The 22,663-nt window shown below is 64.2% G+C and carries 24 protein-coding genes; 21 read left to right on the plus strand and 3 right to left on the minus strand.

From position 1 onward, the window contains the following. Nucleotides 1-68: 68 nt before the first annotated feature. The 20 genes from plsX (at nt 69) to nagZ (ending at nt 18,600) form a co-directional block, all read left to right on the plus strand. Nucleotides 69-1,121: a phosphate acyltransferase PlsX gene (plsX, locus tag B0E49_RS12735; protein ID WP_077562680.1), complete on the plus strand. Its 1,053-nt coding sequence runs from the start codon at nt 69-71 to the stop codon at nt 1,119-1,121. Between the two features lie 6 nt (nt 1,122-1,127). Beyond that, a complete protein-coding gene (locus B0E49_RS12740) occupies nt 1,128-2,105 on the plus strand; it encodes a beta-ketoacyl-ACP synthase III (protein WP_077562577.1) in 978 nt (325 codons plus the stop codon). 52 nt (nt 2,106-2,157) lie between these two features. Next, nucleotides 2,158-3,108, plus strand: coding sequence for an ACP S-malonyltransferase (gene fabD / locus B0E49_RS12745; protein ID WP_077562578.1), 951 nt, complete (start codon nt 2,158-2,160; stop codon nt 3,106-3,108). Further along, entirely contained in the window at nt 3,105-3,854 is a 750-nt protein-coding gene (fabG, locus tag B0E49_RS12750; protein WP_077562579.1) for a 3-oxoacyl-ACP reductase FabG, read from the plus strand. Before fabD ends, fabG begins: the two co-directional genes overlap by 4 nt. A 104-nt stretch (nt 3,855-3,958) precedes the next feature. Beyond that, nucleotides 3,959-4,198, plus strand: a complete 240-nt coding sequence (gene acpP / locus B0E49_RS12755) for an acyl carrier protein (protein ID WP_077562580.1) — start codon at nt 3,959-3,961, stop codon at nt 4,196-4,198. A gap of 20 nt (nt 4,199-4,218) precedes the next feature. Further along, nucleotides 4,219-5,466, plus strand: a complete 1,248-nt coding sequence (fabF, locus tag B0E49_RS12760) for a beta-ketoacyl-ACP synthase II (protein WP_077562581.1) — start codon at nt 4,219-4,221, stop codon at nt 5,464-5,466. A 35-nt stretch (nt 5,467-5,501) separates the two neighbouring features. Further along, on the plus strand, nt 5,502-5,966 hold the full coding sequence (locus B0E49_RS12765; protein ID WP_077562582.1) for a hypothetical protein: 465 nt from the start codon (nt 5,502-5,504) through the stop codon (nt 5,964-5,966). 12 nt (nt 5,967-5,978) lie between these two features. Then, nucleotides 5,979-6,641, plus strand: a complete 663-nt coding sequence (rpoE, locus tag B0E49_RS12770) for an RNA polymerase sigma factor RpoE (RefSeq protein ID WP_077562583.1) — start codon at nt 5,979-5,981, stop codon at nt 6,639-6,641. A 42-nt stretch (nt 6,642-6,683) separates the two neighbouring features. Beyond that, nucleotides 6,684-7,325, plus strand: a complete 642-nt coding sequence (locus B0E49_RS12775; protein ID WP_077562681.1) for a sigma-E factor negative regulatory protein — start codon at nt 6,684-6,686, stop codon at nt 7,323-7,325. Nucleotides 7,326-7,412: 87 nt separating this feature from the next. Continuing rightward, nucleotides 7,413-8,411 carry a MucB/RseB C-terminal domain-containing protein gene (locus B0E49_RS12780; protein ID WP_286137991.1) on the plus strand — a complete coding sequence of 333 codons (999 nt, stop codon included), beginning with the start codon at nt 7,413-7,415 and terminating at the stop codon, nt 8,409-8,411. Nucleotides 8,412-8,451: 40 nt separating this feature from the next. Next, entirely contained in the window at nt 8,452-9,930 is a 1,479-nt protein-coding gene (locus B0E49_RS12785; protein ID WP_077562585.1) for a DegQ family serine endoprotease, read from the plus strand. Between the two features lie 592 nt (nt 9,931-10,522). Beyond that, nucleotides 10,523-12,334 (plus strand): translation elongation factor 4, encoded by a 1,812-nt coding sequence (lepA, locus tag B0E49_RS12790; RefSeq protein WP_077562586.1) that lies wholly within the window; start codon nt 10,523-10,525, stop codon nt 12,332-12,334. An 85-nt stretch (nt 12,335-12,419) separates the two neighbouring features. Continuing rightward, nucleotides 12,420-13,385, plus strand: a complete 966-nt coding sequence (lepB, locus tag B0E49_RS12795) for a signal peptidase I (RefSeq protein WP_077562587.1) — start codon at nt 12,420-12,422, stop codon at nt 13,383-13,385. 21 nt (nt 13,386-13,406) lie between these two features. Then, the gene (locus B0E49_RS12800) at nt 13,407-13,763 is read left to right on the plus strand and encodes a DUF4845 domain-containing protein (protein ID WP_077562588.1); all 357 of its coding nucleotides are present in this window, start codon (nt 13,407-13,409) and stop codon (nt 13,761-13,763) included. A 2-nt stretch (nt 13,764-13,765) separates the two neighbouring features. Beyond that, nucleotides 13,766-14,449: a ribonuclease III gene (gene rnc, locus B0E49_RS12805; RefSeq protein WP_077562589.1), complete on the plus strand. Its 684-nt coding sequence runs from the start codon at nt 13,766-13,768 to the stop codon at nt 14,447-14,449. Further along, a complete protein-coding gene (gene era, locus B0E49_RS12810) occupies nt 14,446-15,441 on the plus strand; it encodes a GTPase Era (RefSeq protein WP_077562590.1) in 996 nt (331 codons plus the stop codon). Before rnc ends, era begins: the two co-directional genes overlap by 4 nt. Before the next feature lie 110 nt (nt 15,442-15,551). Then, a complete protein-coding gene (gene recO / locus B0E49_RS12815; RefSeq protein ID WP_077562591.1) occupies nt 15,552-16,316 on the plus strand; it encodes a DNA repair protein RecO in 765 nt (254 codons plus the stop codon). Then, nucleotides 16,313-17,059, plus strand: a complete 747-nt coding sequence (locus B0E49_RS12820; RefSeq protein WP_077562592.1) for a pyridoxine 5'-phosphate synthase — start codon at nt 16,313-16,315, stop codon at nt 17,057-17,059. Before recO ends, B0E49_RS12820 begins: the two co-directional genes overlap by 4 nt. 7 nt (nt 17,060-17,066) lie before the next feature. Further along, nucleotides 17,067-17,459, plus strand: coding sequence for a holo-ACP synthase (acpS, locus tag B0E49_RS12825; protein ID WP_077562593.1), 393 nt, complete (start codon nt 17,067-17,069; stop codon nt 17,457-17,459). 82 nt (nt 17,460-17,541) lie between these two features. Next, nucleotides 17,542-18,600, plus strand: coding sequence for a beta-N-acetylhexosaminidase (nagZ, locus tag B0E49_RS12830; protein WP_077562594.1), 1,059 nt, complete (start codon nt 17,542-17,544; stop codon nt 18,598-18,600). Here the strand turns inward: nagZ and B0E49_RS12835 are convergent. Continuing rightward, nucleotides 18,589-19,131: a YgjP-like metallopeptidase domain-containing protein gene (locus tag B0E49_RS12835; protein ID WP_077562595.1), complete on the minus strand. Its 543-nt coding sequence runs from the start codon at nt 19,129-19,131 to the stop codon at nt 18,589-18,591. The two genes, nagZ and B0E49_RS12835, sit on opposite strands and share 12 nt — an antisense overlap. 70 nt (nt 19,132-19,201) lie before the next feature. Here B0E49_RS12835 and B0E49_RS12840 point away from each other — a divergent pair, with 70 nt between their 5' ends. Further along, on the plus strand, nt 19,202-20,347 hold the full coding sequence (locus B0E49_RS12840; protein ID WP_077562596.1) for a patatin-like phospholipase family protein: 1,146 nt from the start codon (nt 19,202-19,204) through the stop codon (nt 20,345-20,347). Nucleotides 20,348-20,366: 19 nt separating this feature from the next. Here B0E49_RS12840 and lysS read toward each other — a convergent pair whose 3' ends face one another. Next, nucleotides 20,367-21,905 (minus strand): lysine--tRNA ligase, encoded by a 1,539-nt coding sequence (lysS, locus tag B0E49_RS12845; RefSeq protein ID WP_077562597.1) that lies wholly within the window; start codon nt 21,903-21,905, stop codon nt 20,367-20,369. Between the two features lie 101 nt (nt 21,906-22,006). After that, nucleotides 22,007-22,639 carry an LON peptidase substrate-binding domain-containing protein gene (locus B0E49_RS12850; RefSeq protein ID WP_077562598.1) on the minus strand — a complete coding sequence of 211 codons (633 nt, stop codon included), beginning with the start codon at nt 22,637-22,639 and terminating at the stop codon, nt 22,007-22,009. Nucleotides 22,640-22,663 lie beyond the last annotated feature (24 nt).

A 22,663-nucleotide genomic window follows, 5' to 3' on the forward strand; every position in this document is an offset into this window, starting at 1 on the left:
TTTGTTTTGATGCCTGCCGTCTCCGGTTGTCCCGCGCAGAGCCGCCCTGCTGGCAGGGTGAGCCGCTCGTGATCACCCTTGCAGTCGACTGCATGGGGGGTGATCACGGCCCCGGCGTCACGCTGCCGGCGTGCCGGAGCTTCCTTGAAAACCATCCCGACGCCGAGCTCCTGCTGGTGGGCCTGCCCGCGAGCCTGGCCGCGTTCACGCACGAGCGCGCCCGCATGGTGGCGGCCACCGAGGTGGTCAGCATGGACGATTCGATCGAAGTGGCGCTGCGCCGCAAAAAAGACTCCTCCATGCGCGTGGCGATTGCCCAGGTGAAGAACGGCGCGGCGCAGGCGGCGGTGTCGGCCGGCAATACCGGCGCGCTGATGGCGATCGCGCGTTACCTGCTCAAGACGCTGGACGGCATCGACCGTCCGGCCATTGCCGGGCAAATCCCGAATGCCAAGGGTGCGGCCACGACGGTGCTGGATCTGGGCGCCAATGTGGACTGCACGGCGGAGCACCTGCTGCAGTTTGCCGTGATGGGCTCGGCCCTGGTGTCAGTGCTGAGCGACAACGAGAGTCCGACGGTCGGTCTGCTCAATATTGGCGAAGAAGCGATCAAAGGCAACGACATCATCAAGCAGGCCGGTGAATTGCTGCGAACGGCGGCCGGCCTGGGTGATTTGAATTTTTATGGCAATGTCGAGGGCAACGACATTTTCAAGGGCACCACCGACATCGTGGTGTGCGACGGTTTTGTCGGCAACGTGGCGCTGAAGACCAGCGAAGGCCTGGCGACGATGATGGGCAACTTCATCAAGCTGGAGTTTTCACGCAATTTCCTGACGAAAATCGCGGCGGTTGCGGCCTACCCCGTTTTAAAAGCATTTAAAAGCCGCATGGATCACCGGCGCTACAACGGCGCGGCGCTGCTGGGCCTGCGCGGCCTGGTGTTCAAGAGCCATGGCTCAGCCGATGCCTTTGCCTTCGGGCAGGCGCTGAGCCGCGCGTATGATGCCGCTAAACACAATTTGCTCGACCGTGTCCAGGCCCGAATTGCTCATGCGGCGCCCCTCTTGGTGTCTGCCGAACCGATCGCAGAGCCTGTCATGGCGGCACCGATACTCTAAAGCGCAATGAAACGATATTCCCGCATCACGGGCACCGGCAGCTATCTGCCTCCCCGCCGGCTCAGCAATGCCGACCTGGTGGCCGAACTGGCCACCAGGGGCATTGAAACCTCGGACCAATGGATTGTCGAGCGCACCGGCATCCGGGCCCGGTATTTTTGCGCGCCCGGCGTGACCTGCAGCGACCTGGCACTGGTAGCCGCCCAAAATGCCCTGCAGGCCGCCGGCGTTGACGCCAAAGACGTCGACCTGATCATCGTGGCCACGTCCACGCCCGACATGGTGTTTCCGTCCAGCGCCTGCATCCTGCAGCACAAGCTGGGCATCGCGGGCTGCCCCGCGTTCGACGTGCAGGCGGTGTGCAGCGGCTTTGTCTATGCGCTGGCCGTGGCCGATGCGATGATCCAGAACGGCACCGCCAGCCGCGCGCTGGTGATCGGCGCCGAAGTGTTTTCGCGCATCCTCGACTTCAACGACCGCACCACCTGCGTGCTGTTTGGCGATGGCGCCGGCGCCGTGCTGCTGGAGGCCTCCGACACGCCCGGGATTCTGGCCACCGATCTGCATGCCGACGGCAAATACGCCAGCATTTTGTGCGTGCCCGGCAGCGTCTCGGGCGGCGAGGTGCTGGGCCACCCGCTGCTCACGATGGATGGCCAGGCCGTGTTCAAGCTGGCGGTCGGGGTGCTCGACCAGTCGGCCCGCGCCGTCCTGGCCAAGGCCGGCAAGACCGAGGCCGATATCGATTGGCTGATTCCGCACCAGGCCAACATCCGCATCATGCAAAGCACGGCGCGCCGGCTGAAGATGTCGATGGACAAGGTCATCGTCACGGTCGACGAGCACGGCAACACTTCGGCCGCCTCGATTCCGCTGGCGCTCGATTCGGCGGTGCGCGCCAGCAAGGTCAAAAAGGGCGAGACGATCCTGCTCGAAGGCGTTGGCGGCGGCTTCACCTGGGGTTCGGTGCTATTAGAGTTGTAGCTGCAAGTGCAGCCTGTTTAAGGGCTCGTGCCTGTTTTGATTCAATAAATTCATGAAATCTTTTGCCTTTGTCTTTCCCGGTCAGGGTTCCCAGTCGGTGGGTATGCTGGGTGCGTGGGGCGACCATCCGGTGGTCGCGCAGACGCTCCAGGAAGCGTCCGACGCGCTGCATGAAGACGTGGCCCGCCTGATCCAGGAAGGCCCGAAAGAAGCGCTGGCGCTGACCACCAACACCCAGCCCGTGATGCTGGTCGCCGGCGTCGCTGCCTACCGCGCCTGGATGGCCGAGACCGGCGCGGCCCCGGCCGTGGTCGCGGGCCACTCGCTGGGCGAGTATTCGGCGCTGGTCGCCGCCGGCGTGCTGAGCCTGGCGCAGGCGGCGCCGCTGGTGCGTCTGCGCGCGCAGGCCATGCAGGATGCGGTGCCGGTGGGCGTCGGTGCGATGGCGGCGATCCTGGGTCTCGATGCTTCGAAAGTGATAGCGGGGTGCGCAGAAGTGACGCGGGCTTTCGGCCCAAACTCTGCCGAAGTGGTGGAAGCGGTGAATTTCAATGACCCGGCGCAAACCGTGATCGCCGGCAGCAAGGCCGCGGTGGACAAGGCTTGCGAAGTGTTGAAGGCGGCCGGCGCCAAGCGCGCGCTGCCGCTGCCGGTGTCGGCCCCGTTCCATTCCAGCCTGATGAAGCCGGCCGCCGAAAAACTCAAGGCCGCGTTGGCCGCGACGGTGCTGGCCGCGCCGCAAATCCCGGTGATCAACAACATCGACGTGGCGGTCGAGGTCGATGCCGACCGCATCCGCGACGCGCTGGTGCGCCAGGCCTTCGGCCCGGTGCGCTGGGTCGAGTGCGTGACCGCCATCAAGGCGCGCGGCGTGACCACGCTGGTCGAGTGCGGACCCGGCAAGGTGCTGGCCGGCCTGGTACGGCGCATCGACGCCGAGCTCACGGGCCTGGCCCTGTTCGATCCGGCCACGCTGGCCGAAGCCCGGGGGATTCTGCAATGAGCGCCATTCCATTCGAAGGCCAGGTGGCCCTGGTGACAGGTGCCTCGCGCGGCATTGGCGCCGCGATTGCGCTGGAGCTGGCGCAGCGGGGCCTGAAGGTCATCGGCACCGCCACCACCGATGCCGGTGCCGCCCATATCAGTCAGGCGCTGGCGGCGTTTCCCGGCTGCGCCGGCAAAACCCTCAACGTGAATGACGCGGCAGCGGCCGAGGCGCTCATCGACGCCATCGTGAAGGAACATGGCGGCCTGCAGGTGCTGGTGAACAACGCCGGCATCACGCGCGACATGCTGGCCATGCGCCTGAAAGACGAAGACTGGGATGCCGTGCTCGACACCAACCTGAAGGCGGTGTTTCGCATGAGCCGCGCCGTGATGCGCACCATGATGAAGCAGCGCTATGGCCGCATCATCAGCATCACCAGCGTGGTGGGCGCCTCGGGCAATCCGGGCCAGGCCAACTACGCCGCGGCCAAGGCCGGTGTCGCCGGCATGACGCGCGCGTTGGCACGCGAGCTCGGCAGCCGCAGCATCACCGTGAACTGCGTGGCGCCCGGCTTTATCGAGACCGACATGACGGCCGGCCTGCCACCCGAGCAGCACCAGGCGCTGCTGGGCCAGATTCCGCTGGGCCACCTGGGCCAGCCGTCGGACATCGCGCACGCCGTGGCCTATCTCGCGTCGCCGCAAGCCGCCTATGTGACGGGACAGGAACTGCACGTCAACGGCGGCATGTACATGAACTGAAACAGCAGCGAAAACCAGCCGTTCATCCGTTCGGCAGCCGGGCCAGGGAATTGCCTGTGGCCCGGCTAGAATCACGGATTATTTACAACCCTAAGAGGGAACCCATGAGCGATATCGAAGCACGTGTCAAAAAAATCATCGCCGAGCAACTTGGCGTGGAAGAATCTCAAGTCGTCAGCGAAAAAGCCTTTGTGGCCGACCTCGGCGCCGACTCCCTGGACACGGTGGAACTGGTGATGGCACTGGAAGACGAGTTCGGCATTGAAATTCCGGACGAAGACGCCGAGAAGATCACCACCGTTCAAAACGCGATTGATTACGCCACCAGCCACCAGAAAGCTTAACTTCCACAGGATTCAAGCGCATGAGCCGTCGCCGCGTCGTCGTGACCGGCCTGGGTTGCATCAGCCCCGTGGGCAACACGGTGGCCGAGGCCTGGGCCAACCTGCTCGCCGGACAGTCCGGCATCGACCTCATCACGAAGTTCGATGCCTCGAACTTCGCCTGCAAGATCGCGGGCGAGGTCAAGGGACTTGATCTGGAGGCTTATCTCAGCGTCAAGGATGCGCGCGGGATGGACGCTTTCATCCATTTCGGGATTGCGGCTGCGGCCCAGGCCGTGGCCGATGCGGGCCTGCCGACCGGAAGCGCCCTGAGCGAAGAACTGGCGACGCGCATCGGCTGCGTGATCGGCTCGGGCATCGGCGGCCTGCCGATGATCGAGGCCACCCACACAGAACTGACCAACCGCGGCCCGCGCCGCATCACCCCGTTCTTTGTGCCGGCGTCCATCGTCAATATGGTGGCGGGCCATGTGTCGATACGCTTTGGCTTCAAGGGGCCCAACATTGCGATCGCCACGGCCTGCACCACGGGCCTGCACTGCATTGGCGAGGCCGGCCGCATGATCGAATACGGCGATGCCGACATCATCGTGGCGGGTGGCTCGGAAGCCACCATCTCACCGCTCGGCGTGGGCGGGTTTGCCGCCATGCGGGCGCTGTCCACGCGTAACGACGACCCCAAGACGGCATCGCGCCCCTGGGACAAGGACCGCGACGGCTTTGTGCTGGGCGAGGGTGCGGGCATGCTGGTGCTTGAAGAATACGAGCATGCCAAGGCGCGTGGCGCCAAAATCTACGCCGAACTGGCGGGCTTTGGCATGAGCGCCGACGCCGGCCACATGACGGCGCCGAACATGGACGGCCCGCGCCGCGCCATGCTCAACGCGCTGCGCAACGCGGGTGTCAACGCCGACCAGGTGAACTACCTGAATGCGCACGGCACCTCCACGCCGCTGGGCGACATCAACGAGTGCAACGCCATCAAGGCCGCGCTCGGAGACCATGCGAAGAAAATGGTGGTCAACTCCACCAAGTCCATGACCGGCCATCTGCTGGGCGGCGCCGGCGGCATCGAGAGCGTGTTCACCGTGCTCGCCCTGCACCATCAAATAAGCCCGCCGACCACGAATATCTTCAACCAGGACCCCGAATGCGATCTGGACTTCTGCGCCAACACGGCGCGGGACATGAAGATCGACGTGGCGGTGAAGAACAATTTCGGCTTTGGCGGCACGAACGGGACGCTCGTCTTCAAACGCGCCCCCTGACGCTCAAGCTTCTCTGAATTTTCCAGAATCACCTGATGCACAGCGCCCCATCGGTCTCCTATCCGGTGGGGCGTTCGCGCGTCTGGGCTCTGGCCCTGGGCCTGGCCTGGCTGGGGGGGGCGCTCCTCACGGGCGCGTGGTGTGCCCAGGCGGACAGCGTGGGTTGGCGCCAGTGGCTGGCCGTGGCCTGCGTGCTGGCCGGCGCCGGTGTCGCGCTGGCGGGCTGGCTGGCGTCGCCTCTTGGCGAATTGCAATGGGATGGCGTGGGCTGGTGCTGGCTGGCGCGAGGGGCCGCCGGCGAACAGGTCGCGGGATTGTTGACGGTGCATCTGGACTTGCAGCAGTGCCTGCTGATACGTCTGTGCGGCGCTGGCGGTGGGCGGCGCTGGCTGTGGCTGGAGCAGCGTCGTCAGCCGGCGCGCTGGGACGACCTGCGCCGTGCGGTATATTCGCGCGCCAGAGCCGCGCCCGACGAGGCGCGAGCGCCGTTGCCCGGCTGAGACCGTGAACCGATGAGCGCCAAGATTCCACCTTCCACCCCTGCGCCGATCCTGCCTGCCGCAGCGCCGGCGCCCGCCGACAGCGATCTGCTGCTGGTCGAACGCACCGTGGCCGGTGACCAGCGGGCGTTCGAGCTGCTGGTGATCAAGTACCAGCGCCGCATCGAGCGCCTGATCGGGCGCATGGTGCGCGACGTCGACCTGGTGGAGGACATTGCGCAGGAAACCTTCATCCGGGCCTACCGCGCCCTGCACCAGTTCCGGGGCGAGGCGCAGTTCTACACCTGGCTGTACCGCATCGCGGTGAACACTGCCAAGAAGTCCCTGCTCGACATGAAGCGCAACCCGGTGATCTCCGAGAACGCCTTCAGGGCGCCCGACGAGGACGATGAAACTTCCCAGGCCGGGCACGAACTAACTACCCAAGAAACACCGGAAACCGTACTGGCCGCCAAAGAGATTGCGGCCGTTGTGAACGCCGCCATGCAGGCGTTGCCCGAGGATTTGCGCCAGGCCGTGACGCTGCGCGAGATTGAAGGGCTGAGTTACGAAGAGATTGCTGACGCGATGAATTGCCCGATCGGCACCGTGCGCTCGCGTATTTTCCGGGCCCGCGAGGCAATATCGGCCAAGGTCCGGCCCCTGCTGGAAAACCAGACAGGCAAGCGGTGGTGATCCCTTTCATGGTGGATGGTGACAGGCTGGCAGGTGACAAACATGAATGACATGGTGAATGAACACGAAGTGATTTCCGCCCTCGCGGATGGGCAGCTGCGTGGCGAAGAATTCGCGCGCGCGGTGGAAGCCGTCAGCGCCAACGCGCAGGCGCTGGCCACCTGGCACGCCTACCACGTGGTGGGCGATGTGCTGCGCTCCGGCGAGCTGGCCGCCTGCCGCCAGGACGTCGCCTTCATCGCGCGCCTGAAGACCCGCCTGCAGCAGGAGCAGATCCAGGTGCCGTCCAGGAGCGCCATGGGGCCTATGGCAGCCAGTGCCTATTCCGCGGGAACGGGCGGCCAAAGCGGTGAAAAAAGGCGGGCGGCCAACGAGTCGAGCTTGCGCTGGAAGCTGGTCGCTGGCTTTGCCTCGCTGGCCGCCGTGGCGGCGATCGGCTGGAACGGGCTCGCCGGATCGGGTCAACCCGCCGGCCAGCCCCAACTGGCTCAGGCGGTGGTGCCCGTGCAGCCGCAGGCAGCGCAGCCTGCCGTGGCCGTTGCCGACAGCGACTCGCCTGTCATGATCCGCGACCCGCGCCTGGATGCCTTTCTGGCGGCCCATGAGCAGTTTGGCGGGACCTCGGCGCTGCAGATGCCGGCCGGATTTCTGCGCAATGCCACTTTCGAGGGGCAGGCCCGTTAGGGGCGTCGGTGCCTGCGTGAGAAAGCCTTTGTCATGATTTTCAAGCCTTTTTGGCGTTACGCCCTTGTGCTGTCTGCACTGGGCGCTATGAATCTTGTAGCCGCGCAGACACCTGCGACCGTCGCGCCTGCGGCCCAGCCTGACAGCCCATTGGCCGATCGCAGCGTGGGCGATTGGCTGATGCGCATGCACGAGGCTTCGCGCAAGCGCGCCTACACCGGCACGTTCGTGGTGTCTTCTTCGTCGGGCAACCTGTCCAGTGCACGCATCTGGCATGTGTGCGAAGGCGATCAGCAGATGGAGCGCGTCGAGGCGTTGACCGGCGTGCCGCGCTCCACCTTCCGGCGCAACGACCAGGTTGTCACGTTTTTCCCGCAGGCGCGGGTCGTCAAGACCGAACGGCGCGAGTCACTCGGGCTGTTTCCCAACCTGCTCAAGTCCAGCAACTCGGCGATTGACGAGTTTTACGCCGCGCAGCAGGCCGGCAGTGGCCGCGTGGCCGGTTTCGACGCCAGCGTGGTGCAACTCAAACCGAAAGACAAACTGCGCTTTGGCTATCGCATCTGGAGCGAAAAAAAGTCCGGCCTGGTGGTCAAGCTGCAAACGCTCGACACCGATGGCCGGGTGCTCGAACAGGCCGCCTTTTCCGATCTGCAAATTGATGCACCGGTCAAGATGAGCGCGCTGGCCCAGATGATGGGTGATACCGCGGGCTACAAGGTCATCGCGACCGAGCTGGTCAAGACCACCGCGGCGGCCGAGGGCTGGGCCCTGAAAAGCCCGGTGGCCGGATTCAAGCCGATGAACTGCTACAAGCGCCCGATGGCGGCCGAGGGCGGCGCCCACGATGCCTCCGACAATACCCTGCAGTGGGTGTTTTCGGATGGGCTGGCGTCGGTTTCCGTCTTTGTCGAAGCCTATGACCCCAAACGTCATACGCAGGAAGTTCATCTGACCATGGGCGCCACCCAGATGCTGACACGGCATTTGAGCGACCCGTCGGGTGACTGGTGGATCACGGTGGTGGGCGAAGTGCCGCTGCCCACGCTCAAGGTGTTCGCGCAGAATCTTGAGCGTACAAAATAGACCCCCGACTCGATGGACTTATTTCAATGAAAGGCCGGTAATGCTTCATATCGACTGGAAAAAAATGCGTGTCAGGGCCGGCTCGTTCGCGGCCGCCGGCGCGCTTGCGCTGGTGGCCGGCACGGCGACCCTGGTGCCGACCGGGCCCGTGGCGGCGCAAACGCGCACGCTGCCCGACTTTACCGATCTGGTGGAGCAGGTGGGGCCGTCAGTGGTGAATATCCGCACGCTGGAGAAAGCGCCGGCCGACGCCGACGCGGGCAGCAATCCGGACGCCGACATGCAGGAATTCTTCCGGCGCTTTTTCGGCGTGCCGCTGCCCGGCACGCCGCGCCAGGCGCCGCCCTCGAGCCGGTCTCAGCCGCAAGAAGAGCAGCCGCGCGGCGTCGGTTCCGGCTTCATCCTCACCCCGGACGGCTACATCATGACCAATGCGCACGTGGTCGACGGCGCCGACGAAGTCATGGTGACGCTGACCGACAAGCGCGAGTTCAAGGCCAAAATCATCGGTGCCGACAAGCGCAGCGATATCGCCGTGGTGAAAATTGACGCCACCGGCCTGCCGGCCGTGAAAATCGGCGACGTGGGCAAACTCAAGGTCGGCGAGTGGGTGATGGCGATCGGCTCGCCGTTCGGCCTGGAAAACACCGTGACCGCCGGCATCGTGAGCGCCAAGCAGCGCGACACCGGCGACTATCTGCCGTTCATCCAGACCGATGTGGCCATCAACCCGGGCAACTCGGGCGGCCCCCTGATCAATATGCGCGGCGAAGTGGTGGGCATCAACAGCCAGATTTACTCGCGCTCGGGCGGCTTCATGGGGATTTCGTTTGCGATCCCCGTGGACGAGGCCATTCGCGTGAGCGACCAGTTGCGTGCTACCGGGCGCGTATCGCGCGGGCGCATCGGCGTGCAGATCGACGAGGTCACGAAAGACGTGGCCGACTCGATCGGCTTGGGTAAGCCGGTGGGCGCGCTGGTGCGCGGCGTCGAGAGCGGCTCGCCGGCCGACAAGGCGGGCGTGCAGCCGGGCGACGTCATCACGCGCTTCGACGGCAAGGCGATCGACAAGGCGAGTGACCTGCCGCGCCTGGTGGGCAACACCAAGCCCGGCACGCGCAGCCTGCTTACCGTATTCCGCCGCGGCGCCTCCAAGGATCTGGGTATCACCGTCGCGGAGATCGAACCCGACAAGACCGTCAAGACCACCGCCCGCAATGAAAAACCCAAGGCCGCCAGCGCAGCCCAGTCGCTGGGCCTGTCGGTCAGTGACCTGTCGGCGGATCAGAAAAAAGAGCTCAAGCTCAAGGGCGGCGTGAAGGTCGATGCAGTGACCGACGCGGCACAGCGCGCGGGCCTGCGTGAAGGCGATGTGATCATGGCGGTTGCCAACACGCCGGTCAGCAACGTCAAGGAATTCGACGAGGCTCTCTCCAAGGCCGACAAGAGCAAGCCGGTGAATGTGCTGTTCCGCCGTGGTGACTGGGCGCAATACGCCCTGATCCGGCAGGCGCGTTGATCGGGCCGGGCCATCTCCAAACGCGGTGAGGGGCCACCCCGAGCAAGTTGGCCCCCTTGGGGGGCAATGCAGCACACGCAGTGGCAAATGTGGGGGCTCGGAAAGCCCCAGCCCGGACTCGGGTTTGGGGTTTTTTGGGGGTGGTGGACTTAAAACGACTGCCTGCAAAAAATATTTTTTTGAAGCTGAGAGGTCGATTTTTGTTTGTAACCACTAACTTTTCTGAGGGTTAATTACAAATTTGGATAGAATCTGCAGCCTAAAGCAGTGATTAGCGGCATATTGAAAATGCCTAAACCCACGATGCGGGATGAAATCAGGCTGTGCACCGTCGGTCCACAGATCACCCACAAGTTGTCCAGAGTCTTACCCACGGTAATTGTTGATAAGCTGTGAATAAAATTCTTGTTGTTAGGTTGCAACGACCCGATTTGGCGGGTGTCGGGCCTGTACGCGCCGGACTTTTTGCCTACAATGAAGCTCCAACTAATCGCAGTTGCCATAGATTGTTGGTTTAGGGCGCGTCACAACTCGACGCGCCCTTTTTTATTTCCGTACCCCATTCAATTCAATCACTTGAAGCTCTTCGTTGATGAATCACATCAGAAATTTCTCGATCATTGCGCACATTGATCACGGCAAGTCGACGCTCGCGGATCGCTTGATCCAGCGCTGTGGTGGCCTTGCCGATCGCGAGATGCAGGCGCAGGTGCTCGACTCGATGGACATCGAAAAAGAGCGTGGGATAACCATCAAGGCGCAGACCGCTGCGCTGCATTACAAGGCACTCGATGGACAGATCTACAACCTCAATTTGATCGACACACCGGGCCACGTGGACTTCTCTTATGAAGTGAGCCGCTCGCTCTCCGCCTGCGAAGGTGCGTTGCTGGTGGTCGATGCATCACAAGGTGTCGAGGCGCAGACGGTGGCCAACTGCTACACCGCACTCGACCTCGGTGTTGAAGTCGTGCCGGTGCTCAACAAGATGGACCTGCCGAACGCCGATCCCGACAACGCCCGCGCAGAGATAGAGGACGTGATCGGCATCGACGCGACCGACGCGATTCCGTGTTCGGCCAAGACCGGCATGGGCATCGACGAAATCCTCGAGGCCGTGGTGGCCAGAATTCCGCCGCCCAGAGGCAATCCGGCGGGCCCGCTGCGCGCCATGATCATCGACAGCTGGTTCGACAGCTACGTCGGCGTGGTGATGCTGGTGCGCGTGGTCGATGGCCGGCTGGCGCGCGGCGAGCGTATCAAGATGATGGCCACCGGGGCCATGTACAACGCCGACAACCTGGGTGTCTTCACCCCCGCCAACGAGGCGCGCGCGGCGCTGGAGGCGGGCGAGGTCGGCTACATCATCGCCGGCATTCGCGAATTGCAGGCCGCCAAGGTGGGTGACACCATCACCTTGATCCGGCCCGGCACCGGCGGCGCGGCCTTCACCGCGACCGAGGCACTGCCGGGCTTCAAGGAAATCCAGCCGCAGGTGTTTGCCGGGCTGTATCCAACCGAGGCAAACCAGTACGAAGGATTGCGCGACAGCCTGGAAAAACTCAAGCTGAACGACTCCTCGCTGTACTACGAGCCCGAGGTCTCGCAGGCGCTGGGCTTTGGTTTTCGCTGCGGCTTTCTGGGCCTGCTGCACATGGAGATCGTGCAGGAGCGGCTCGAGCGCGAGTTCGACCAGGACCTGATCACCACGGCCCCGAGCGTGGTGTACCAGGTGGTCAAGGCGGACGGCGAAGTCGTGATGGTGGAGAACCCGGCCAAGATGCCGGACCAGGGGCGCATGGAAGAAATCCGCGAGCCGATTGTCACGGTGCACCTATACATGCCGCAGGAATATGTGGGCGCAGTCATGACGCTGGCCAACCAGAAGCGCGGCGTGCAGATGAACATGGCCTACCACGGGCGCCAGGTGATGCTGACCTACGAGCTGCCGCTGGGCGAGATCGTGCTCGACTTCTTCGACAAGCTCAAATCGGTGAGCCGGGGCTACGCCTCGATGGACTACGAGTTCAAGGAGTACCGCGCGGCGGACGTGGTCAAGGTCGATATCTTGCTCAACGGCGAGAAGGTCGATGCGCTGTCCATCATCGTGCACCGCTCGCAGTCGCAATACCGTGGCCGCGCCGTGGTGGCCAAGATGCGCGAGATCATCTCGCGCCAGATGTACGACGTCGCGATCCAGGCGGCCATCGGGGCCAACATCATTGCGCGTGAGACAATCAAGGCGCTGCGCAAGAACGTGCTCGCCAAGTGTTATGGCGGCGATATTTCGCGCAAACGCAAACTCCTTGAAAAACAAAAAGCAGGCAAGAAGCGCATGAAGCAGATTGGATCGGTCGAAGTCCCCCAGGAGGCCTTTCTGGCCATTTTGCAGGTGGAGGATTGATGAGCGCCGCACGGCCCCCCGAAGGCGCGAAGGCCCCCCTGGGGGGCAGCGAAATACGCGCAGTGACGAGCGTGGGGGCTCAATGATGCAAATTCTGACCTCCCTGATTCTGGCGGCCTTTGCCGCCTATGCCGGTGCCTGGTACTTCGGCGCGTTCGAGGGCAACTTTGCCTTGCTGCTGTTCATGGCCACCGTGGTGACCGGCCTGTACTGGCTGGCGGAGCGGTTCTACTTCCTGCCCCAGCGCAAAAAGGCCGCTGCCGCGCTCGAGCTGCAGGCGACCCAGCGCCGCAGCGAACTCGCCAAAATGGGCATCGACAAGGTCGATGGCGACATCGCCCAGGCCAGGAGCCGGATCATCATGCAGCCCTGGTGGCTGGACTGGACCGCGGGTTTGTTCCCGGTGATCGCCGCCGTGTTCCTGCTGCGCTCGTTTCTGTTCGAGCCGTTCAAGATCCCGTCAGGCTCGATGATCCCCACGCTGCGGGTGGGCGACCTGATCCTGGTCAACAAATTCATCTACGGCATTCGCCTGCCGGTGCTCAACACCAAAATTACCGAAGGCAGTCCTCCCCAGCGCGGCGACGTGATGGTGTTTCGCTACCCGCCGCAGCCGAGCCTGGACTACATCAAGCGCGTGGTGGGTCTGCCGGGCGACGAGGTGGCCTATCTCAACAAGCGGCTCACCATCAACGGCAAGCCAGTGGTCACCACGCCCCTGCCCGAATTTTTCGACGACGATACGATGCGCTATTACAAGCAGTACCAGGAAGTGCTGGGCACGCATACGCACCGGCTGCTCAATGATGACGACCGGCCCGCCTTTGTGCCTGGTGTGGAGGATTTCCCCAACCGCCAGAATTGCCGCTACAGTATCGAGGGCGTCGTTTGCAAGGTGCCGCCGGGCCAGTATTTCATGATGGGTGACAACCGCGATAATTCACTCGATTCGCGCTACTGGGGGTTCGTGCCCGATAACAACATTGTCGGCAAGGCGTTCTTCGTCTGGATGAACTTCAGCGACCTCAAGCGCATTGGCTCGTTCAATTAATAGTGGTTTAAAAGGCAGGGTATGCAACGTCAATTCAAATCGAGGCAGCGCGGTCTTTCCTTCATCGGGCTGATTTTCTTCGGCGGCATCCTGGCCTGTATCGGCGTGATGCTGGCACAGGTCGCGCCCACCGTCATCGAATACCAGTCGATCTCCAAAGCCGTCGACAAGGCGGCCCGCGAGGGCAATTCAGTCGTCGAAGTGCGCACGATTTTTGACAAGGCCGCCGACATTGACTACATCACCGCCATCACTGGAAAAGACCTGGACGTTACCAAGGACGGCGACAAGGTGGTCGTCAACTTTGCCTACAACAAGGAAATCCACATGGTCGGCCCCGCGTACCTGCTGCTGAAATACAGCGGGCGCTCCAAGTAAGCGTGACGGGCGGCCTCGCCAGCCTGCAAGCACGCTTGCAGCACAGCTTTTCCGATTCCCGCTTGCTTGAGCGTGCCGTCACGCACCGCAGCTTTTCTTCCGACCATAACGAGCGTCTCGAATTTCTGGGCGACTCCGTTCTGAGCCTGGCGGTTTCCAGCCTGCTGTACGACAGGCTGCGCGACCTGCCCGAGGGCGATCTGTCGCGCATCCGCGCCAACCTGGTCAAGCAGGACACCTTGCACCGGCTGGCGCTGGAACTGGGCCTGTCCAGTGTGATCCGTCTCGGGGAGGGTGAGGCCCGCTCCGGCGGCCAAAAGCGCCCCTCGATCCTGGCCGATGTGCTCGAGGCCCTGATCGGGGCCGTTTACCTGGATGCGGGCTACGGCACGGCCGAGGCACTGGTACACCGCCTGTTCCAGGCGGTCGAGATCAACCCCACGATGCAGGCCATCGGCAAGGACCCCAAGACCGAGTTGCAGGAATGGCTGCAGGGGCGCAAGATGAAGCTGCCAAGCTACCGCGTGGTGGGTACCTTGGGCGCGGCCCACAAGCAGACCTTTGACGTGGAATGCGAAATCACCGAACTGGGCGCCACCGAGCGCGGCATTGGCGGCTCGCGGCGCGCCGGTGAACAGGCCGCCGCAGCGGCGATGCTGGCCCACCTGAAAGCGAAGATCAAATGAAAAATGCTACGAAAACTGTAGCTTCCAGTGAAGACTCCACAAGGGCTACGAGCTCGATTGACGCTAAAAATCTGGGGGTGGCCAGTGCCGGCGCGGCGGGCCAGCACTGCGGCCTGATCGCCATCGTGGGCAAGCCCAATGTGGGCAAATCCACGCTGCTCAACGCGCTGGTGGGCCAGAAGATCAGCATCACCTCGAACAAGGCGCAAACCACGCGCCACCGCATCACGGGCATCCGCACACGCGGCGCCACGCAGTTCGTGTTCGCCGATACGCCGGGTTTCCAGACGCGGCACAACACGGCGCTGAACAAGTCGCTCAACAAGACCGTGCTGGGCGCGGTCAGCGATGTCGATCTGATTTTGTTCGTGGTCGAGGCCGGCAGCTTCACGCTGGCCGATGCCAAGGTGCTGTCGCTGCTCAAACAGGACATCCCGACCCTCTTGATCGCCAACAAGCTCGACAACATTCACCGGCGCGCCGAAATCGCGCCCTGGCTCAAGAGCATGCAGGAGCGCCATCCGTTCACCGAGTTCGTGCCGATGTCGGCCAAGAGCGCCAAGGATGTCGAGCGGCTGTTCGGCATCTGCGAGAAATACCTGCCCGAGCAAGCCTGGATGTACGCCGAGGACGAGCTGACCGACCGCAGCGAGAAGTTCCTGGCCTCCGAGACCGTGCGCGAGAAGCTGTTCCGTTTCACCGGCGACGAGCTGCCCTACACCTCCACGGTCATCATCGACAAGTTCGAAGAGGAAATGGGCAAGAACCACAGCCGGCTGGTGAAGATCGCGGCCACCATCGTGGTCGAGCGCGAAGGCCACAAGGCCATGGTGATTGGCGAGAAGGGCGAGCGCCTCAAGCGCATCGGCACCGAGGCGCGCCAGGAGCTCGAAAAACTGATGGAAGCCAAGGTGTTTCTCGAACTCTGGGTCAAGGTGCGCTCGGGCTGGGCCGATGACGAGGCGCGCGTACGCTCTTTTGGGTATGAATGAGCACACCCCCAGGCTTGCTCGCTTCGCGTAGCCTCCCCCCCCCTTGCAGGGGGCAACGCCAGCGGCCCGGCAAAGCCGGTTCCGCGGCGTTCGCTGGAAAGGGTGGGTGAATGGTCGCGGCGAAGCGCATCTCCGACGAGCCGGCCTATGTGCTGCACCGCTACGACTGGAGCGAGTCGAGCCTGATTCTCGAAGTGTTCACGCGCCAGCAGGGCCGGGTCGCGCTGGTGGCCAAGGGGGCCAAGCGGCCCAGTTCCAGCTTTCGACCGGTGCTGCTGCCGCTGCAGCCGCTGCGCGTCACGTATTCGCTTGGCGCAGGCGGCGACGCCGAAATTCACACCCTCAAGGGCGCGGAATGGGTCGGCGGCCATGTGATGCCCACCGGCGACGCGCTTCTGTCGGGCTACTACCTCAACGAGCTGCTGCTGCGCCTGCTGGCCCGCGACGACCCGCACCAGAGGCTGTTCGACAGCTATGGCGCCGTGGTGCAGGTGCTGGCGTCCGAGCATGGCGAGGCGCTGCAACCCGCGCTGCGCGCCTTCGAGCTGCTGCTGCTGCGCGAGATCGGCCTGCTGCCGCTGCTCGATGCGCAGACCATGACGCTGGGCGCGCTTGAGGCGGACACGCGCTATGTTCTGGTGCCGGAGGGCGGCCTGCGCCAGAGCAACGCGCAGGATCGGGCCAGCCTGAGCGGTGCGCAGTGGGCCGCGCTGCAGCATTCGCTGGACAACGAGGCGCCGTTTACCGCCACGCTGCGCGCCTGTGCCGAGGTGATGGCGGAGCTCAAACCCCAATTGCGCACGCTGCTGCACTACCATTGCGGTGTCGCCACCCTCAAGACGCGGCAGATGATGCTGGATATCCAATCGCTATGAAAAAAACGGCGCTGTCAGTCAATGTCAACCTCGTGGCGCAGGTGCGCAACCGGCGCAACCTGGGCTTTCCCAGCGTCACGCGCGCGGCCCAGCTGTGCCTGCAGGCCGGGGCGCAGGGCATCACGGTGCATCCGCGGCCCGATGAGCGGCATATCCGGCCGCACGACGTGCGGGAGCTGGCCGAGCTGCTGAAAGCCTGGCCGGATCGCGAATTCAACATCGAAGGCAACCCGTTCCAGAACCTGATGGGCTTCGTGCGCGCGCAGCGGCCGCAGCAGTGCACCTTGGTCCCGGATTCCGAGGACCAGCCCACCAGCGACCACGGCTGGGATCTGGCGCGCGACGGCGAGCGGCTGCACCCGCTGATTGCCGAGGCCCATGCGCTGGGCGTGCGCGTCAGCCTGTTCATGGACGCCGAGCCGCAAGCCATGGCCGCCGCCCGGGCCGTGGGCGCCGACCGAGTCGAGCTGTACACCGAGCCCTATGCCGCGGCGTGGGGCACGCCCGGGCAAGCCGCGCAGCTGGAGCGGTTCGCCCGCGCGGCGCAGGCCGCGCTTGACGCGGGTCTGGAGGTCAACGCCGGCCACGACCTGAACCGCGACAACCTCACCGCCTTTTTGAAGCAGGTACACGGCGTGCGCGAAGTCTCGATTGGCCATGCGCTGATGGCCGACGCGCTGGAGCTGGGCTATGCCGCCACGGTGAAGGAGTACCTGCGCTGCATAGCCCAGGCCTTCGCGTGAGGCGCGCGTGATCTACGGCATCGGTACCGACATCTGCGACGTGCGCCGCATCCGCGCCAGCGTGGAGCGCCACGGCGAGCGCTTTGCGCACAAAATCCTCAGCGACGTCGAGTTCGCCACCTGGCAAGCGCGCAGCGCACGCTGGCCCGAGCGCGGCATCCGCTACCTGGCGACCCGCTTTTCGGCCAAGGAAGCCTTCAGTAAGGCGATTGGTCTGGGCATGCGCCTGCCGATGAGCTGGCGTCTGTGCGAGGTGGACAAACTCGCCAGCGGCAAGCCCTGCATCGTGCTGCACGGCGGCCTGAAAACCTGGTTTGAAGCACAGGGCCTGAGCGCGCACGTCAGCGTGACCGACGAGACCGATTACGCGGCGAGCTTCTGCGTGATTGAAAAAATATAGAAAATGTGCCTGTAGCCCATATGGGCACTTCGCATATAGCTATTAAAATAGTAGCAATCTCTCTTTTACCAGAACACGCCCCATGTCCCAGCACGCCCCCCTCATCATCGACATCGCCGGCCTGACGCTGAGCAAGGCCGACCGCCGCCGCCTCAAGCATCCCTTGACCGGCGGCATCATCCTGTTCGCGCGCAACTGGCAAGACCGCGCGCAGCTCACGGCCTTGTGCCGCGACATCAAGAAGATCCGCCAGGACCTGCTGATCTGCGTGGACCACGAGGGCGGCCGCGTGCAGCGCTTCAGGACCGACGGCTTCACCCATCTGCCGCCCATGCGTGCGCTGGGCGAGCTGTGGCTGACGCAGCCAATGGAAGCCACCAACGCGGCCACCGCCTGCGGCTACGTGCTCGGCGCCGAGCTGCGCGCCTGCGGCGTGGACTTCAGCTTTACCCCGGTACTGGATCTGGACTTTGGCGCGAGCAGCGTCATCGGCGACCGTGCCTTTGGGCGCGATCCGCGCGTGGTGGCGTTGCTGGCCAAGAGCCTGATGCACGGCCTCTTGCAAAGCGGCATGGCCAACTGCGGCAAACACTTCCCGGGCCATGGCTTCGTGCGGGCCGACTCGCACACCGACGTGCCCGTGGACCGGCGCAGCCTGAAGGCCATCCTGGCCGACGATGCGGCGCCGTACCAGTGGCTCAGTAGCACGCTGTCCAGCGTCATGCCGGCCCACGTGATCTACCCCAAGGTCGATGCCCGGCCGGCCGGTTTTTCGTCCAAATGGCTGGGCGACATTCTGCGCGGCCGCCTGGGCTTTGGCGGCGCGATTTTCAGCGACGACCTCAGCATGGCCGGGGCGCGTCTGCTCGATGGCCGGCCCGTGAGCTACACGGAGGCGGCCGTGGCGGCACTCGCCGCGGGCTGCGATTTGGTGTTGCTGTGCAACCAGAGCATGGGCGACGGCAAAGAGGTGGACGGCCTGCTGGACGGCCTGGTCGTGGCGCAGCTGCGCGGGCAGTGGCATCCGATGGAGGCCAGCGAAGAGCGCCGGCGCGCGCTGCTGCCGCTCGCACCACCGCTGGCCTGGGACGCGCTGATGGTGCAGCCGGCCTACATGCACGCGCTGGATTTACTGCCCTGACGCCTCGGCGCCGGCCGCCCCGGGCCACGCCAGCGTGCCCACCAGATCGAGGTGCGTCAGGTACAGGCGCAGGTCGAACTCCAACTGGTGGTAGTCGGGTTCCATGTGAGTGCAGAGCTGGTAGAAGGCCTTGTCGTGCTGCTTTTCCTTGAGGTGCGCCAACTCGTGCACCGCGATCATCTTCAGGAACCCGGCCGGCGCGTCCCTGAACAGGGTCGCGACACGGATTTCGCGCTTGGACTTGAGCTTGCCGCCCTGCACCCGTGACACCGTGCTGTGCGTGCCCAGGGCGTGCTGGATGACGTGCAGCTTGCTGTCGAAGGCGACCTTGCTCAGGGGCTCGGAACTGCGCAGGAAGTCGTTCTTGAGCGCCATCACATAGTCGTACAGCGCCCGGTCGGTGCGGATGCCATGCGCGGCCGTGCGGTATTTTTTGAGCAGGAGCTCGCCCAGGCGGCTTTGCTGGACGAGCCGGTGCACCTGCGCTTTCACGTCGTCCGGGTAGCCCGACAGGTATTTCAGGGTGTGCATGGGGTGAAGGCGCCTATTGTCCGTCACGTGCGTCGCTGCCACCGTCTTCGAATCTTGCTACCCTTGCAGCATGAACCCGACCCATACATCCGACTCCCGCCGCATCAACCTGGCCCTGCAGGGCGGCGGCTCCCACGGCGCCTTCACCTGGGGCGTGCTGGACGCGCTGCTGGAAGATGGCCGCATCGACATTGAAGGCATCAGCGGCACCAGCGCAGGCGCCATGAATGCGGTGGCACTGGCACATGGCCTGGCCCAGGCCGCCGACAAGCCCGGTGCCGACCCGCGTGAGGCCGCGCGTGCCGCGCTGGCCCACTTCTGGAACGGCATCGTCGACATGGGCGCCGTGTCGTCGTCCATTTCGCAAGCGCAGCGTGCGCCGTTCGATCTGCTATTTGGCGGGCTGGGCAGCTTGAGCGGCGGCAGCTCCCCCGCCCAACTCTGGACCGATGCCATGACCAGCTTCTGGGCGGGCTCGGTGTCGCCTTACCAGAGCAATCCGTTCGATATCAATCCCCTGATGAAATTCCTGGAGAGCCAGATCGATTTCGAGCGGCTGGCGGCGCACAAGGGCACCCGGGTGTTCGTGGTGGCCACTTGCGTGCAGACCGGCAAGGCCGAGGTGTTTTCGGGCAAGCGGCTGACCGCCAGCGCGGTCATGGCCTCGGCCTGCCTGCCCATGGTGTTCCGGGCGGTCGAGATCGAGGGCCACCACTACTGGGACGGCGGCTACTCGGGCAACCCCGCGATCCACCCCCTGATCTACCAATGCGAGAGCCGCGATGTATTGCTGGTGCAGCTCAACCCGATCAAGCGCGACAAGCTGCCCACCACCGCCGCCGAAATCATGGACCGGACCAGCGAGATCACCTTCAACGGCGCCCTGATCGCCGAGATGCGCGCCATCGCCTTCGTCAAGCGCCTGCTGGCCGATGGCAAGCTCGATCCCGCGCGCTACAAGAATGTGCTGATGCACCGCATCGACGGCGGCGAGGTGCTGGAGGAGTACCACGCATCCACCAAGTCATCGACCGACGGCAAGCTGATCCTTGCCCTGCGCGACCTCGGCATCCAGTGCACCCAACAGTGGCTGGGCAAGCACTACAAGTCGTTCGGGGTGGCGGACACCGTGAATATCGCGCGCGACTATCTGGATGACCTTCGGATGCCGGTGCAGGAGGCCAGAAATGGCGCCTCGCCTGCGACGCCCGGCTGATCTGGCAAATTCACTGGTCTCATGATTCCCGTCGCAAGGCAGGGAACAAAATCACGTCGCGGATGCTGGGGCTGTCGGTCAGCAGCATCATCAGGCGGTCGATGCCGATGCCGCAGCCGCCGGTGGGCGGCATGCCGTACTCGAGGGCACGCACGAAGTCGTGGTCGTAGAACATGGCTTCGTCGTCGCCGCTGTCCTTGGCCGCCACCTGCGCCTGAAAGCGCGCCGCCTGGTCTTCGGCGTCGTTGAGCTCGGAAAAGCCATTGCCGAATTCGCGCCCGGTGATGTAGAGCTCGAAGCGCTCGGTGACTTCGGGGCGTTCGTCGTTGGCGCGCGCCAGCGGTGAAATCTCGGTCGGGTGCTCCATGATGAAGGTCGGCTGCCAGAGCTTTTCTTCCACGGCCTCTTCGAAGTACAGCACCTGCAGGCTGGGCAGCGAGCGGCTCGAGAGTTTGTTTTTCGCCTCTGACAGCCCCAGCTTTTTGAGCGCGTTGGTCAGCCAGGCGGCATCGTTCACGTGGGCGCCGGCGTCGGTGTGTTTGAGAATGGCTTCGACGATGGTGAGCCGCTCGAATGGCTGCGACAGGTCCACCGGCTTGCCGCCGTACTGGAGCTGCAGCGTGCCCAGGGTTTTCTGCGCCACATTGCGGATGATGGCTTCGGTGAAGCTCATCAAGTCCAGGTAGTTCCAGTACGCCGCGTAGAACTCCATCATGGTGAACTCGGGGTTGTGGCGCACCGAGATACCTTCGTTGCGGTAGCTGCGGTTGATTTCGAACACGCGCTCGAAGCCGCCCACGATCAGGCGCTTGAGGTACAGCTCGGGCGCGATGCGCAGGAACATTTCCTGATCCAGCGCGTTGTGGTGCGTCTTGAACGGCTTGGCGTTGGCGCCCCCGGGAATGGGGTGCAGCATGGGCGTCTCGACCTCCAGAAAGTCGTTCGCCACCATAAAGTCGCGGATCGCGCTGACGGCCCGGCTGCGTGCCTTGAAGCGCTCGCGCGCCGACTCGTCGGTCATCAGGTCCACGTAGCGCTGGCGGTACTTGGTTTCCTGGTCGGCCATGCCGTGGAACTTGTCGGGCATGGGGCGCAGGCTTTTGGTCAGCAGTCGCACGTTGCTGGCGTGGATCGATAGCTCGCCGGTCTTGGTCTTGAAGACCTGGCCCTCGGCGGCCACGATATCGCCCAGATCCCAATGCTTGAAGCGCGCGTACAGATCTTCGCCGACGGCATCGCGCGTGACGTAGATCTGGATGCGCCCGGTGCTGTCCTGCAGCGTCGCGAAGCTGGCCTTGCCCATGACGCGCTTGAGCATCATGCGCCCGGCGATCTTGGCGGGGATGCCCAGTGCCGCCAGTTCTTCCGTGCTTTTACCGTCGTGCGCGGCGAATAACGCGGCGGCATGGTCGGTCGGCTTGAAGTCGTTGGGGAAGGCGACGCCCCTGCCCTCGCGCTGGCGCTGGCGGATGGCCTTGAGTTTTTCGCGCCGCTCCAGGATCAGCAGGTTTTCGTCAGGCGCGGCGACGGGCGCCGAAGGGGTTTGGTGGTCAGACATGAATGAAGGCCGCTATGGAAATGCCGCAGTAAAGGCTGCGTTTGCGAAGAAATTTTCGCCAAAACTGCCTATTTTAGGTTTTTGGCGTGCGCGGCCTGGAATCAGTGCGGGATACCGGCCCGCGTCAGCAGGTCGCTCACCAGTTCCAGCCGCACCAGCGGGTTCTCCAGCGCCATCAGGCGTTGCCTGAGTTCTAACGGCAGCGGCAGCAGTTCGCACCAGCGATTGGCGACCCAGCCGCAGTTGTCGAGCTGCCATGGTTCCTGCAGCGGCATTGGTGCCGGCGCGGGCTCGCGCAGCTGCAGCGCCTGGATCAGCTGGCGCAGCGCGTCGGCTGTACCCTGAAGATCATCGGGTATGGGTACCGTCATGTCGTCGTCGATTCGCTGCACTTCGGCGACCCACAATCCGTGTTTGAGCCGCTCGCGGCGGCTGATTCGAAAGCGCTGGGCGCCGGTGCAGCGGATTTGCAGCAACCCCGCTTGCGGTGTCGCCAGCTCGGTGATGGTGGCCAGGGTGCCCACGTCGCAGAAGGCCTCCTGGACGCCCGGCACCCGCACTTCCGGGCCCTGCGTCAGGCTGACGATGCCAAACGGGGCGCCGGCCCGGTGGCATTTGCCGATCATGTCGAGATAGCGCACCTCGAAAATGCGCAGTGGCAGCACCCCGCCGGGGAAAAGAACGGTGCCCAGCGGAAACAGCGGCAGAGAGGAGAGGGTGAGCGCAGGGGGCATCGCTACATCGATAAGTCACTTCTG

The organism is Polaromonas sp. C04 (assembly GCF_002002705.1).
Taxonomy (GTDB): domain Bacteria; phylum Pseudomonadota; class Gammaproteobacteria; order Burkholderiales; family Burkholderiaceae_C; genus Rhodoferax_A.

Bases quoted from the DNA above. Each gene is read 5' to 3' on its own strand.
- B0E49_RS12740 (WP_077562577.1), top strand. From the start codon at position 1,128: ATGAAACGATATTCCCGCATCACGGGCACCGGCAGCTATCTGCCTCCC.
- fabD (WP_077562578.1), top strand. From the start codon at position 2,158: ATGAAATCTTTTGCCTTTGTCTTTCCCGGTCAGGGTTCCCAGTCGGTG.
- fabG (WP_077562579.1), top strand. From the start codon at position 3,105: ATGAGCGCCATTCCATTCGAAGGCCAGGTGGCCCTGGTGACAGGTGCC.
- acpP (WP_077562580.1), top strand. From the start codon at position 3,959: ATGAGCGATATCGAAGCACGTGTCAAAAAAATCATCGCCGAGCAACTT.
- fabF (WP_077562581.1), top strand. From the start codon at position 4,219: ATGAGCCGTCGCCGCGTCGTCGTGACCGGCCTGGGTTGCATCAGCCCC.
- B0E49_RS12765 (WP_077562582.1), top strand. From the start codon at position 5,502: ATGCACAGCGCCCCATCGGTCTCCTATCCGGTGGGGCGTTCGCGCGTC.
- rpoE (WP_077562583.1), top strand. From the start codon at position 5,979: ATGAGCGCCAAGATTCCACCTTCCACCCCTGCGCCGATCCTGCCTGCC.
- B0E49_RS12775 (WP_077562681.1), top strand. From the start codon at position 6,684: ATGAATGACATGGTGAATGAACACGAAGTGATTTCCGCCCTCGCGGAT.
- B0E49_RS12780 (WP_286137991.1), top strand. From the start codon at position 7,413: ATGAATCTTGTAGCCGCGCAGACACCTGCGACCGTCGCGCCTGCGGCC.
- B0E49_RS12785 (WP_077562585.1), top strand. From the start codon at position 8,452: ATGCTTCATATCGACTGGAAAAAAATGCGTGTCAGGGCCGGCTCGTTC.
- lepA (WP_077562586.1), top strand. From the start codon at position 10,523: ATGAATCACATCAGAAATTTCTCGATCATTGCGCACATTGATCACGGC.
- lepB (WP_077562587.1), top strand. From the start codon at position 12,420: ATGCAAATTCTGACCTCCCTGATTCTGGCGGCCTTTGCCGCCTATGCC.
- B0E49_RS12800 (WP_077562588.1), top strand. From the start codon at position 13,407: ATGCAACGTCAATTCAAATCGAGGCAGCGCGGTCTTTCCTTCATCGGG.
- era (WP_077562590.1), top strand. From the start codon at position 14,446: ATGAAAAATGCTACGAAAACTGTAGCTTCCAGTGAAGACTCCACAAGG.
- recO (WP_077562591.1), top strand. From the start codon at position 15,552: ATGGTCGCGGCGAAGCGCATCTCCGACGAGCCGGCCTATGTGCTGCAC.
- B0E49_RS12820 (WP_077562592.1), top strand. From the start codon at position 16,313: ATGAAAAAAACGGCGCTGTCAGTCAATGTCAACCTCGTGGCGCAGGTG.
- nagZ (WP_077562594.1), top strand. From the start codon at position 17,542: ATGTCCCAGCACGCCCCCCTCATCATCGACATCGCCGGCCTGACGCTG.
- B0E49_RS12835 (WP_077562595.1), bottom strand. From the start codon at position 19,131: ATGCACACCCTGAAATACCTGTCGGGCTACCCGGACGACGTGAAAGCG.
- B0E49_RS12840 (WP_077562596.1), top strand. From the start codon at position 19,202: ATGAACCCGACCCATACATCCGACTCCCGCCGCATCAACCTGGCCCTG.
- lysS (WP_077562597.1), bottom strand. From the start codon at position 21,905: ATGTCTGACCACCAAACCCCTTCGGCGCCCGTCGCCGCGCCTGACGAA.
- B0E49_RS12850 (WP_077562598.1), bottom strand. From the start codon at position 22,639: ATGCCCCCTGCGCTCACCCTCTCCTCTCTGCCGCTGTTTCCGCTGGGC.